The sequence below is a fragment of the Thioalkalivibrio sulfidiphilus HL-EbGr7 genome (genome assembly GCF_000021985.1).
GTDB lineage: Bacteria > Pseudomonadota > Gammaproteobacteria > Ectothiorhodospirales > Ectothiorhodospiraceae > Thioalkalivibrio_A > Thioalkalivibrio_A sulfidiphilus.
In genome coordinates this window covers 2,869,718-2,880,841 of the sequence record NC_011901.1, presented here as the reverse complement: position 1 = coordinate 2,880,841, position 11,124 = coordinate 2,869,718, and the positions used below count along the sequence as shown (strand labels likewise).

Annotated in this window: 12 protein-coding genes and 1 pseudogene; 11 read left to right on the top strand and 2 right to left on the bottom strand. The window is 66.1% G+C overall.

Going from position 1 to position 11,124, the window contains the following annotated elements; all coding sequences use genetic code 11:
* Positions 1 to 117: 117 nt before the first annotated feature.
* Positions 118 to 1,320: a cyclopropane fatty acyl phospholipid synthase gene (gene cfa, locus TGR7_RS13760; RefSeq protein ID WP_012639290.1), complete on the top strand. Its 1,203-nt coding sequence runs from the start codon at positions 118 to 120 to the stop codon at positions 1,318 to 1,320.
* 201 nt (positions 1,321 to 1,521) lie between these two features.
* On the opposite strand, the gene TGR7_RS13755 is transcribed toward cfa, so the two are convergent.
* On the bottom strand, positions 1,522 to 2,199 hold the full coding sequence (locus TGR7_RS13755; RefSeq protein ID WP_012639289.1) for a trimeric intracellular cation channel family protein: 678 nt from the start codon (positions 2,197 to 2,199) through the stop codon (positions 1,522 to 1,524).
* Positions 2,200 to 2,518: 319 nt separating this feature from the next.
* Here TGR7_RS13755 and TGR7_RS13750 point away from each other — a divergent pair.
* A pseudogene (locus tag TGR7_RS13750) lies at positions 2,519 to 3,504 on the top strand (cytochrome-c peroxidase).
* A gap of 143 nt (positions 3,505 to 3,647) precedes the next feature.
* Here the strand turns inward: TGR7_RS13750 and TGR7_RS13745 are convergent.
* On the bottom strand, positions 3,648 to 4,421 hold the full coding sequence (locus TGR7_RS13745; RefSeq protein ID WP_012639288.1) for an oxygen-binding di-iron domain-containing protein: 774 nt from the start codon (positions 4,419 to 4,421) through the stop codon (positions 3,648 to 3,650).
* Positions 4,422 to 4,541: 120 nt separating this feature from the next.
* Between TGR7_RS13745 and TGR7_RS13740 the strand changes: the two genes are divergently transcribed.
* The 9 genes from TGR7_RS13740 (at position 4,542) to TGR7_RS13700 (ending at position 11,116) form a co-directional block, all read left to right on the top strand.
* Positions 4,542 to 4,952, top strand: coding sequence for a rhodanese-like domain-containing protein (locus TGR7_RS13740; RefSeq protein ID WP_012639287.1), 411 nt, complete (start codon positions 4,542 to 4,544; stop codon positions 4,950 to 4,952).
* A gap of 170 nt (positions 4,953 to 5,122) precedes the next feature.
* The gene (locus TGR7_RS13735; protein WP_012639286.1) at positions 5,123 to 5,938 is read left to right on the top strand and encodes a GNAT family N-acetyltransferase; all 816 of its coding nucleotides are present in this window, start codon (positions 5,123 to 5,125) and stop codon (positions 5,936 to 5,938) included.
* A 4-nt stretch (positions 5,939 to 5,942) separates the two neighbouring features.
* Complete coding sequence (locus TGR7_RS13730) at positions 5,943 to 6,683, top strand: lysophospholipid acyltransferase family protein (protein ID WP_049764678.1); 741 nt, start codon at positions 5,943 to 5,945, stop codon at positions 6,681 to 6,683.
* 41 nt (positions 6,684 to 6,724) lie between these two features.
* Complete coding sequence (locus tag TGR7_RS13725; RefSeq protein ID WP_041441932.1) at positions 6,725 to 7,891, top strand: glycosyltransferase family 4 protein; 1,167 nt, start codon at positions 6,725 to 6,727, stop codon at positions 7,889 to 7,891.
* Positions 7,866 to 8,384 (top strand): phosphatase PAP2 family protein, encoded by a 519-nt coding sequence (locus TGR7_RS13720; RefSeq protein ID WP_012639283.1) that lies wholly within the window; start codon positions 7,866 to 7,868, stop codon positions 8,382 to 8,384. The genes TGR7_RS13725 and TGR7_RS13720 overlap by 26 nt, the downstream gene beginning before the upstream one ends.
* Before the next feature lie 280 nt (positions 8,385 to 8,664).
* The gene (locus TGR7_RS13715) at positions 8,665 to 8,925 is read left to right on the top strand and encodes a hypothetical protein (RefSeq protein WP_012639282.1); all 261 of its coding nucleotides are present in this window, start codon (positions 8,665 to 8,667) and stop codon (positions 8,923 to 8,925) included.
* Between the two features lie 27 nt (positions 8,926 to 8,952).
* Positions 8,953 to 9,483, top strand: coding sequence for a DUF2062 domain-containing protein (locus TGR7_RS13710; RefSeq protein ID WP_012639281.1), 531 nt, complete (start codon positions 8,953 to 8,955; stop codon positions 9,481 to 9,483).
* A 24-nt stretch (positions 9,484 to 9,507) separates the two neighbouring features.
* A complete protein-coding gene (gene ybaK / locus TGR7_RS13705) occupies positions 9,508 to 9,975 on the top strand; it encodes a Cys-tRNA(Pro) deacylase (RefSeq protein ID WP_012639280.1) in 468 nt (155 codons plus the stop codon).
* A 31-nt stretch (positions 9,976 to 10,006) separates the two neighbouring features.
* Positions 10,007 to 11,116, top strand: coding sequence for an Acg family FMN-binding oxidoreductase (locus TGR7_RS13700; RefSeq protein ID WP_012639279.1), 1,110 nt, complete (start codon positions 10,007 to 10,009; stop codon positions 11,114 to 11,116).
* The last annotated feature ends 8 nt before the right edge of the window (positions 11,117 to 11,124 follow it).

Below are 11,124 nucleotides of genomic sequence, written 5' to 3'. Positions count from 1 at the left end.
GGGCTATCGGGGTCTTAGTCACAATCTATCTGCCATCTGTCACACAAGGTCTATATTCGTTAGGAGTCTGCGCAATCCTCATGATGCCAGGACCCCTGGCAGGGAGCCGGTTTCCACATGTCCCAGCATGGCCTTCGTGACCACGGTTCAGTACCGCAACGGGGGGCTGACCCCCGGCAGTTGTCGACCTCCCAGGATCTCCATGACAGTTCCGCCCTTGCCATCATCCGGGAGATGCTGGACAAGGCGGACGTGCGCATCAACGGCGACCGCCCCTGGGACATGCTCATGCGCGACGAGTCGGTGGCCGAGCGGGTGCTGGCCTACGGCAGCCTGGGGCTGGGCGAGAGCTACATGGACGGGGACTGGCACGCCGAGCGCCTGGACGAGTTCTTCACCCGGGTGCTGGCCGCCCGGCTCGACCGGGAGGTGGAACACCCCATCCGGCTCGCCATTCATGCCATCCGGCATCGCCTATTCAACCTGCAGAACATGCGCCGCGCCTGGCAGGTGGGCGAGGCCCATTACGACCTGGGCAATGGCTTCTACGAGAAGATGCTGGACCGCCGCATGACCTACACCTGCGGCTACTGGGCGCAGGCCTCGGATCTCGAGTCGGCCCAGGAGGCCAAGCTCGACATGATCTGCCGCAAGCTGGATCTCAAGCCCGGCCAGCGGGTGCTGGACATCGGCTGCGGCTGGGGCAGCTTCATGAGGTTCGCCGCCGAGCACTACGGCGTGGCGTGCGTGGGGGTGACCATCTCCAAAGAACAGGCCGCCCACGGGCAGAAGCTGTGCGAGGGCCTGCCGGTGGAGTTCCGGCTCATGGACTACCGGGAGCTGGACGAGAAGTTCGACCACATCGCCAGCGTCGGCATGTTCGAGCACGTGGGCCACAAGAACCACCACACCTACTTCCAGGTGGCGCGCCGCTGCCTCAAGGACGGCGGCCTGTTCCTGCTGCACACCATCGGCAAGAACCGCCGCCACAGCACCCCCGATCCCTGGATCGACCGCTACATCTTCCCCAACGGCGACCTGCCGTCCCTGGACCAGATCGCCGAGGCGGTGGAGGACCAGTTCATCATCGAGGACCTGCACAACATCGGCGCCGACTACGACCGGACCCTGATGGCCTGGAACGAGAACTTCCAGGCCGCCTGGCCGGAACTCTCCGGACAGTTCGACGGGCGTTTCAAGCGCATGTGGGAGTACTACCTGCAGGCCTGCGCCGGTGCCTTCCGGGCCCGCACCATCCAGGTCTGGCAGCTGGTGCTGAGTCCCGACGGGGTGCCGGGGGGTTACCGAAGACCCCTGTAGGAGGCCCGACCCCGGGCCGAACGGGTATGGTGATCCTGCCGCGCAGATCTGATCACGCAGAGGGCGCAAAGACGCAAAGTGCGCAAAGGATATTGATCGAAAAAACTCTGCGTCCTCTGCGTCCTCTGCGTCTTTGCGCCCTCTGCGTGATCAGCGATACACAGATAACACCTCGGAAGGTCCGCGACAGGGTCGCCGCTCCTACTCATCTCCCTTCTTGCGTTTCAGGAACTGGATCCAGCCTTCCCGGCTCACCGGTCGCGTGCTCCAGTTCAGTTCGATGGACAGCATGCGGATGGCGAAGGTGATCAGGATCGTGAGCCAGCCGGCCAGCACCACGGCCAGCCCTAGCCACTGGGTCAGGGCCATGTAGGAGAAGCAGCCGCCCAGCACTGCCAGGGCATAGAACTGCCCTGGCCGCAGGATCAGGGGCGGATCGCCCGCCAGCACGTCGCGGATCACGCTGCCGCCCACGCCGTTGATCACCCCCACCAGCAGCGCCGTGGGGATGCTCAGGCCCGCCGCGAGCGACAGTTCGATGCCAACCACCGCGAAACCGCCGATACCCGCGGCGTCGATGATGGCCACGCCGCGGCGGTTGAAAAACGGGTGATCACCGAACAGCAGACCCACCAGCGCCGCCGCCGCGATGACGGCCAGGTACTCGGGATTGGTGGCGAACAGGGGCGGACCCTGCTGCAAGAAGAGGCCGTCGCGGATCAGGCCTCCGCCTGCGCCGGTGGCAAGCGCCAGGAAGAACATGCCCACGATGTCGTAGCCCTTGCGGATGGCCACCACCACGCCGGACAGGGCAAACACGAACACGGCGCCCAGATCGAAATAGATGGGCAGGGTGAATCCGTCGGCGGGGGAGAACATGGCTGTGTGGCTCCGGGGTGGCTTGGGTCTGCTGGAAGTCTAGGGGGTTTGAAGTGGGAAGTGGGAATTTGGAAGTGCGAAGCAGGTGGATCGCTTCGCGCCCCGTTTCCCTGGCCTTATCCATAGGGCGCCCCATGGGGCTTTGATGTGCAAAATAGCGCTTTTCAGTTCTCACTTCCCAACTCACGCTTGATTCCGCATTTTGTTTGACCTCGATCAATTGAGCGCCCGGTTTCGCTCCCGGCACGAAGGCTCGGGTTTTAGACTTGGACCAAGTCTTAAACCCGAACCCTCCATCCCAAGCTGCAAGGAGTACATCATGAAACTGAGGCAATCCCTCGGCCTGCTGGCCGGACTGGCCCTGGGCCTGGGTCTCGGCACCGCCGCGGTGGCGGACGCCGACATGGCACGCTACAAGCAGTTCTTCGAGCCCTTGCCCGCCATCGCGCCAATCCCGGCGGACAACAGCCAGACCGCCGTGAAGGTGGAGCTGGGCAAGATGCTGTTCTTCGAGCCGCGCATCTCCGCCAGCGGCGTAATCAGCTGCGCCACCTGCCACAACCCGGCCCTGGGCTTCACCGACCGCATCCCCCGCGCCGTGGGTCACATGGGGCAGGTGGGCGAGCGCAACACCCCACGGTCCTCAACGCCGCGTTCCTGGGCTCGCAGTTCTGGGACGGCCGCGCCGCGACCCTGGAGGAACAGGCCCTGGGTCCCATCGAGGCGGACATCGAGATGGCCATGCCGCTTGAGCAGGCCGTGCAGCGTCTCAGGGAGTTCGATGTCTACCAGGAGATGTTCGCCGAGGTATTCGGCAGTGATGACGCCATCCACGCCGACAACGTGGCCCTGTCCCTGGCCGCCTTCCAGCGCACCCTGATCACCCCCAACTCACCCCTCGACCGTTACCTGGCCGGTGACGAGAAGGCCCTGAGCGATCAGCAGGTGCGTGGCATGCGTGCCTTCGTGGATCGGGGCTGCGTGGCCTGTCATCGCGGACCGGCCCTGAGCGACAGTCAGTTCCATCGCATTCAGGTGCCCGGTTCCACCGATCTCGGCCGTTACCTGGTGACCGGCGAGGAGCAGGACAAGTTCGCCTTCCGCACACCGACCCTGCGCAACGTCGCGCTCACCTATCCCTACTTCAACAACGGCAACGTGAGCAGCCTGGCCGAGGCGATCCGCATCATGGCCCGGGAGATGCTCAATACCGAGTTGCCGGACAATGAGGTGGAGGACATGAAGGCCTTCATGCATGCACTGACCGGGGACATGCCGCAGTTCGCCATCCCGGCCCTGCCGTAACAAACGGATCGGATTCAATCAGCACAGGGAAGTGCCGCATAAGGTGAGAAGTGGGAATTGGGAAGTGCGAAGGAAACTGCCTTCCCACTTCCCATTTCGCACTTCTCACTTTTCACTTCTCACTTCAATCGACCCTTCCCACCTCAAGACGGCATCCGGTAATTCTCCTGGGTCATCAGGTCGATGCCGCATTCCAGGTTGGAGATCCAGTCCAGGAACTGGCCGATCATCTCCCTGCCCCGGAAGGCCGGGCCGTGCTGGGGCACCAGCATGTCCACGTTCATGTGGCGCACCATGTTGGCCCACAGTCGGGTCACCTTGCGCGATACCATGTAGCGGCGGTGGAAGCCCTCCATGTGCGGGATGTGGGCCGCAAAGTCCTCCACGAACGGCGACCCGGCCGGATCGTCCGCCACCGAGGCGCCCATGTCGCCGGAGAACAGGATGCGGCTCACCGGGTCGTAGAACTGGAAGTTGCCCACCGAGTGCAGGAAGTGGGCGGGCACCGCTTTCAGCACCGCATCGCCCATGGGGATGTCGCCGCCGCCGTCGGGCAGGGCCAGGCAGCGGCTGCCCACCTGGCTGCCCAGGTAGCCGGGGATCAGGTGCGGCACGAAGCGCGACCAGAGGCGGGAGCAGACCACCGTGGCGTTGGTGCGCGACAGCCAGCTGGACAGGGAGGCGATGATGTCCGGGTCCTGGTGGGAGGCCACCAGGTAGTCCAGGTCCTGCAGCCGGATGTGCTTGCTGATCTCCATGGACAGGGCGGTGAAGGTCAGGTCGCCGCCGGGATCGATCAGGGCCTCGTGTTCTCCATGGATCATCAGGAACTGGTTGGACTGGATCCCCTCCCCGGTGACCAGGTCGCCGAAGGAAAGGCATCGATGGTTGCCGTCGTCGTAAAGCACCGTGGCCATGGCATAAATGTCCTTGTTGATTGGGGTGTCCTAAAATAACGGGCTTTGCTGTCGGCAGATTTGACACTCGTCAAGATGCCGGTCAATTACCGTCCTGATGCAAGCCGATCCGGAGAGACCATGTCCAAGAGCCTGAGTGATTTCATCAAGGAAGCCCGCGAGCGCGTCGAGGAGGTGAGCGCCGATGACCTGCAGGAGGCCCTGGAGGAGGGCGAGGACCTGCTCCTGGTGGACATCCGCGAGCCCTATGAATTCGAGAAGGCCCACATCCCCGGCAGCCTGCTGATCCCCCGGGGGATGCTGGAAGGCGCCGCCGATCCCAACAACCCCCACCGCATCGAGGCCCTGTACACCGCGAAGGACCGCGCCATCGTGGTGTTGTGCAATACCGGCGGGCGCTCCGCCATGGCCGCCGACACCCTCCAGCAGATGGGTTTCGGCAAGGTGCGCAGCCTCTCCGGCGGGCTGAAGATGTGGGAGGCGGAGGACTACGAGATGGCGGCGGGGGCGTATGAGGGGCAACTGCCGTAAATGAAGTGAGAAGTGGGAATTGGGAATTGGGAATTGGGAAGTTCGAAGTAAAGGCCTTTCAGTTCTCACTTCCCAATTCTCACTTCGTTCATTAATCCGTCACCATCCCGTCACACCCCTGACAAAGGAGGGTCATAGCATGCGCAGCAGTGAGTACCGGAGACTGCACCATGCGCCATGCCGCCCCGCTGTCCGATCAGGACATCGTCCGATCCGAGCCGTCCCATGCCCTGCACGTGGAGCTGGCGGCCACCCGGGCGGACGTGGAGGCCTCCATGCGGCTGCGCTACCAGGTCTTCGCCGAGGAGATGGGCGCGCAGGTGGAGGGTGCCGAAGAGGGTCTCGACCGGGACTACTACGACGCCTTCTGCCATCACCTGCTGGTGCGCGATTCGGTCACGGGTCAGGTGGTGGGCAGCACACGCATCCTCACCGACCAGCAGGCCGGTGCCGCGGGTGGCTTCTACTCCCAGAGCGAATTCGACCTCACTGCCATCCGCGCACTGCCGGGTCGCATCATGGAGATCGGTCGCACCTGCATCCACCCGGACTACCGCACCGGCGGGGCCATCACCATCCTGTGGGCGGGCATGGCGCGCTTCATGGCCATTCACCGTTTCGATTACCTGATGGGCTGCGCCAGCATCGGCATGGCCGATGGTGGCGCGGAGGCCCATGCCATCATGGCGCGCCTGCGCGAGAAGCACCTGTCCGCGCCCGAACTGCGGGTCACACCGCGCCTTGCCCTGCCGCCGGTCAACCGCGTGTCCGACACCGCCAACATGCCGCCGCTGCTCAAGGCCTACCTGCGCATCGGCGCGCGCATCTGCGGCGAGGCCTGCTGGGACCCGGATTTCAAGGTGGCCGACGTGTTCATCCTGCTGAACATGGACCACATCCCCGCCCGTTATCAGCGTCACTTCCTGGACCGCAGCTGGCCGGCCCAAGGGGGACGCGGTCATGAAGTCCTTGAGAGTCACGTTTAGGCTGATGCTGCTGCTCGCCCACATGCTCATCGGAATGGCCGCGATCCTTGCCATCGGCCACCAGCGGGACGGGCATATCCCCCGCGGCCGGTTCGAGCGGGCGGTGCGCTGGTGGCTGGGACGCATCCCGCGTATCGCGGGTGTGCGGGTGCACGCCCGGGGCGTGCCCGCCGACGGTCCGGTGCTGGTGGTCTCCAACCACGTCTCCTGGCTGGACATCCCGGTGCTGGGCGGGCTTGAGTCGGTGGGTTTCCTGTCCAAGGCCGAGGTGCGCCGCTGGCCCATGATCGGCTGGCTCGCGGCACGCACCGGCACCCTGTTCATCCGTCGGGGTGCGAACATGTCGAACGCCGTCAGCGAGGCGATCGCCGGGGACCTGCGGCGTGGCCGCCGGGTGCACGTGTTCGCCGAGGCCACCACCACCGACGGCAGCGACGTGCGCCGCTTTCATCCCCGCCTGCTGGCGGCGGCGCAGGACACGGGCAGCCCGATCCAGCCGGTGGCGATCCGCTACCTGCCCACCCCGGATGGCCGTCCCAGCCCGGCGCCCTACTATGGCGATGCCACGCTGCTGTCGAGCGTGATCCAGGTACTGGCCGAACCGCGCCTGGACGTGGAAGTGAGCTTCCTGCCGGTGATTCACCCCGAGGGGCGAGAGCGCCGTGAACTGGCCGATGCCGCCCACCAGGCGGTGCGTGCCGTGGTGGTGAGTCAGGCCGTCACCGACACTCCGGAGCGCACATGAACCGGTCCCCGAACTTTCCGCAGGCAGGACAGTTCGGGGCGATGCGCGTGGGGCTCGTCACCGAGACCTGGCCGCCGGAGATCAACGGCGTGGCCCACACCCTTCACCACATGAGCGAGGGGCTGCTGGGCCGGGGCCACAGCGTGCACCTGGTGCGCCCCCGCCAGCACCGGGCCGACAGGCCCAACGGCGAAATCACGGGCCTGAGCGAACAGGTGCTGCCCGGTCTGCCCATCCCCGGCTACAAGGGCCTGCACTTCGGCCTGCCCGCCCGTGGCGCGATCCAGAAGGCCTGGGCATCCACCAAGCCCGACGTGGTGTACCTGGCCACCGAGGGACCCCTGGGTCATTCCGCCCTGGCGGCGGCGCGCTCCCTGGGTGTGCCGGTGGTGAGCGGTTTCCATACCAACTTCCACAGCTACAGCCGCTACTACCGGCTGGGCTTTCTCGAGCCCGCCGTGGCAGGCCTGCTGCGCCGTTTCCACAACCGCACCGACTGCACCCTGGTGCCCACGGAGAACCTGCGCGCCGAACTCACCGGCCAGGGCTTTCGCAACTGCGCGGTGCTCGCCCGGGGCGTGAACACCCGCCTGTTCGATCCCGCCCGCCGAGACCCGGACCTGCGTCAGAGCTGGGGCGTGGAGGGCGACGCACCGGTGGTGCTGTACGTGGGACGCCTGGCGGCGGAGAAGAACCTGGGTCTCGCCGTGGAGGCCTTCCGGGCACTGCAAAGCAAATGCCCCGCCGCCCGTTTCGTGCTGGTGGGCGACGGTCCCCTGGCCGCGGAACTCAAGCGCCAGCATCCGGACTTCGTCTTCTGCGGCATGCGCACCGGCGAGGACCTGGCCCGTCACTACGCCAGCGGCGACGTGTTCCTGTTTCCGTCCACCTCCGAGACCTTCGGCAACGTGGTGCTGGAGGCCATGGCCAGCGGTCTGGCCATCGTTGCCTACGACTACGCCGCGGCCCGGGAACACCTGCGCGACGGCCGCTCGGCGGCCCTGGCGCATCTGGATGATGGCCACGGCTTCGTGGCGCGTGCTCGCGCCCTGGTGGAAGACCCCGAGCGCATCCGCGTCCTGGGTGCCGCCGCCCGGGAGCGGGCACTGAGCGTGGACTGGGACCATATCTATGACACCCTGGAGTCACTGCTCCAGGCGCATGCAGCGGGAGGACTATCCCATGGGTCTGTTACAGCGAATCGGTGAAGCGGAAATGAACCTGTGCCTGGTGTTCAACCGGGCCAGCCTGCGTCCCGTCCCGGGACGGATGTTCGCGGTGGTCAGCCGCCTGGGCGATGGCGTGTTCTGGTACGTGCTGATGATCGCCCTGCCCGTGATCCACGGCTGGGAGGCCATCTGGGCCAGCCTGCACATGGCCGTGGTGGGCGCGGTGGCCCTGCCCATCTACAAGTGGCTGAAACAGACCACGGTGCGTTCCCGCCCCTGCGACCGGGATGCTCTGATCCACCGCAGTGTCCCGGCCCTGGACCAGTTCAGCTTCCCCTCCGGTCACACCATGCACGCGGTGGGTTTCACCATCGTGCTGCTGGCCTACTACCCGGAATGGGCGCTTCTGGTGGTGCCCTTCACGGTGCTGGTGGCCCTGTCCCGCCTGGTGCTGGGCCTGCACTACCCGACCGATGTGCTGGCCGGCGCGGGCATCGGTGCCACGGTGGCCCTGGTGAGTCTGGCCCTGTAGCTGAGCCTGCCGGGGCAGCCACGTTCTGGCCGTTCTGCTCCCGGCCCGGGTGCCATCCCGTAGGTCGGGCTTCAGCCCGACGCCGGAGCTTGCGTGGGACACCGCGCTGTCGGGCTGAAGCCCGACCTACTCCGTTCAACCCGCCATCAGGCCGGGTTGTCCGGTGCTCGCCGGCAAGGGTGGCAGATCGTCACGGGAAATTTCCTTGCACTTGAAACCGATTGCCTCCGGCCTCACTCTAAGTCTCATGCCTTCCCGCCTGCAGTGAGGTTTCCCCGGCATGAATACTCCCGGCCATTCCACCGGATGGCGTCCCTGGCTTGCCGCCGCCCTGATGGTCCCGCTCCTGCTCGTGGCCATGATGCTGGGCTTCTTCCTGTTCCTCGCCGTGCTCGGCCTGGCCGCCGTGTTCGCCATCGGCATGGCCGTGCGGCTGTGGTGGCTCAGGCGGCAGTTACACAGGTCCGGTGCCCCCACGGTCCTGGACGCCGAGTACGTGGTGGTCCGTGAGCGGATCACCCACGACCCGCGGCATGACTGACCCGCTCATCCCGGGATGAGGTTGCCCATGCTGGATGCAGTCCGTATCCGCTGGCGCGCCATGCGCAGGCGGGGTCACGTCTGGCTCAGGTCCCATCCCCGTGCACATGCCCTGCTGCACAGCACCGGCAGCCTGCATGGCAGTCCCGAGGCGATCGCCCGTGGCGTCGCGGTGGGGCTGCTGATCGGGCTCACGCCCACGGTGGGCATACAGACCGTCCTGATGATCGCCCTCTGCGTGCTGGTCGCGGGCAACTTTCCCGCCGCCTTCGCCATTTCCTGGGTGAGCAACCCGCTGACCCTCGCGCCCATGGTCTGGGCATTCCACGAACTGGGCGAGGTCCTCCTCTCGCCATGGGCCTCGCTGCTGGCACGGGGCGATGTCTGGTACCTCCGGGGCGCGGGCGACGACATCCTCTGCACCGCCGCCGGCAGCCTGGCGGTGGCCATCCCGGCCGCGATTGCTGGCTATTTCATCGCTCATGTCCTGTCGCAGCGATGGCACAGCCGGCGTCTTCGCCGGCTTCGATCCCAGGGCTCCATCGACTCGGATGTTTGATCCCTCCCGATTCACAGGTGCCGCATGACGCCTGGCATCAACGTCGCCAAAAAGGCCGGGGTCGCGCACACGGTCCACGAGTACGCCCATGACCCTGCCAGCGAGTCCTACGGCCTGGAGGCCGCAGAGAAGCTGGGACTGCCGCCCGAGCGGGTGTTCAAGACCCTGGTGGTGAGTCTCGACGGGCGGGAACTGGTGGTGGGCGTGGTGCCCGTGGCGGCCATGCTTTCCATGAAGCAGATCGCCCGTGCCGCAGGCGCCAAGAAGGCCGCCATGGCCGACAAGGCCGAGGTGGAGCGGGTGACCGGCTACGTGCTGGGCGGGGTGAGTCCGCTGGGGCAGAAGAAGCGCCTGAAGACCTTCATCGACGTATCGGCGCAGCAGTTTTCCAGCATCTTTGTCAGCGCGGGCCGTCGCGGGCTCGAGATCGAGTTGAGCCCTGGAGATCTCGCCCGACTGACGGATGGGCGGTTCGCCGAGATCAGCACCTAGTGTCCTGAGTCAGAGATTCGGAGACACGGCCATGATGAGCAGAAGGCAGTTTATCGCCGCAGCGGCGGTGGCGGGTTCCGGCATCGCCGTGGGTGCCTACGCCCTCCATGCGCAGAACGCCCGCACGCAATACCAGCGGCATGTGGAACAGACCTGGCGGCATGGCAGCAGCGAGACGGTGCAGGGCAGGGAATTGCTGCTCGAACTGGTGCGCTATGCGACGCTCGCGCCCTCCAGCCACAACACCCAGTGCTGGAAATTCCGCCTCGGCGAGTCGGCGGTCACCCTCTTGCCCGATTTCCAGCGCCGATGCCCCGTGGTCGATCCCGACGATCATCATCTGTTCGTGAGCCTGGGCTGTGCCACCGAGAACCTGGTCCAGGCAGCGGCGGCGCTGGGCTGGCATGCCGAGCCGAGCTTTTCCTCTGCACCTGCCGATGCGGTGAACATCCCGCTCTCGCCAACCCGTCCCGAGGTCTCGCCGCTCTATCAGGCCATTCCGGCGCGGCAATCGACCCGGGGCGAATACGACACCAGGCCGCTTTCCAGCGCTGAGCTGAATCTGCTGGAGGCCGCCGGCACCGGCCCTGGCGTCAGCGTGCTCCTGCTGACCGATCGTCAGGTCATGGAGAACGTGCTCGACTTCGTGATCCAGGGCAATAGCGCCCAGGTGCGCGATCCCGCCTTCGTCAGGGAGCTCAAGGACTGGGTGCGTTTCAACGGGGCCCACGCGGCAAGGACCGGGGATGGCCTGTTCGCGGGCTCGTCGGGGAATCCCTCCTTGCCGGCGTGGCTCGGCAGCCTGATGTTCGATCTGTTCTTCACCGAGCAGGCGGAGAATGACAAGTATGCGCGGCAGGTGAGGAGTTCGGCGGGGATCGCCGTGTTCGTCTCCGAACGGGACGACAAGGCCCACTGGGTGGAGGCGGGACGCGCGTTCGAGCGTTTCGCTTTGCAGGCAACGGCCCTGGGAGTGCGCACGGCACATCTCAACCAGCCCGTCGAGGTGGCCTCGCTGCGACCGGCGTTCGCCGGGCTGGTCGGTGCCGCGGGGTCAAGGCCCGACCTGGTCATCCGCTTCGGCCGCGGCCCGGAGATGCCCCGGTCCGTGCGCCGTCCGCTGGAGGCCGTACTGATCTGATTCGGGGC

Excerpts from the sequence above, each read along its gene's own strand:
- cfa (WP_012639290.1), top strand. The coding sequence starts at position 118 with ATGTCCCAGCATGGCCTTCGTGACCACGGTTCAGTACCGCAACGGGGG.
- TGR7_RS13755 (WP_012639289.1), bottom strand. The coding sequence starts at position 2,199 with ATGTTCTCCCCCGCCGACGGATTCACCCTGCCCATCTATTTCGATCTG.
- TGR7_RS13745 (WP_012639288.1), bottom strand. The coding sequence starts at position 4,421 with ATGGCCACGGTGCTTTACGACGACGGCAACCATCGATGCCTTTCCTTC.
- TGR7_RS13740 (WP_012639287.1), top strand. The coding sequence starts at position 4,542 with ATGTCCAAGAGCCTGAGTGATTTCATCAAGGAAGCCCGCGAGCGCGTC.
- TGR7_RS13735 (WP_012639286.1), top strand. The coding sequence starts at position 5,123 with ATGCGCCATGCCGCCCCGCTGTCCGATCAGGACATCGTCCGATCCGAG.
- TGR7_RS13730 (WP_049764678.1), top strand. The coding sequence starts at position 5,943 with ATGCTGCTGCTCGCCCACATGCTCATCGGAATGGCCGCGATCCTTGCC.
- TGR7_RS13725 (WP_041441932.1), top strand. The coding sequence starts at position 6,725 with ATGCGCGTGGGGCTCGTCACCGAGACCTGGCCGCCGGAGATCAACGGC.
- TGR7_RS13720 (WP_012639283.1), top strand. The coding sequence starts at position 7,866 with ATGGGTCTGTTACAGCGAATCGGTGAAGCGGAAATGAACCTGTGCCTG.
- TGR7_RS13715 (WP_012639282.1), top strand. The coding sequence starts at position 8,665 with ATGAATACTCCCGGCCATTCCACCGGATGGCGTCCCTGGCTTGCCGCC.
- TGR7_RS13710 (WP_012639281.1), top strand. The coding sequence starts at position 8,953 with ATGCTGGATGCAGTCCGTATCCGCTGGCGCGCCATGCGCAGGCGGGGT.
- ybaK (WP_012639280.1), top strand. The coding sequence starts at position 9,508 with ATGACGCCTGGCATCAACGTCGCCAAAAAGGCCGGGGTCGCGCACACG.
- TGR7_RS13700 (WP_012639279.1), top strand. The coding sequence starts at position 10,007 with ATGATGAGCAGAAGGCAGTTTATCGCCGCAGCGGCGGTGGCGGGTTCC.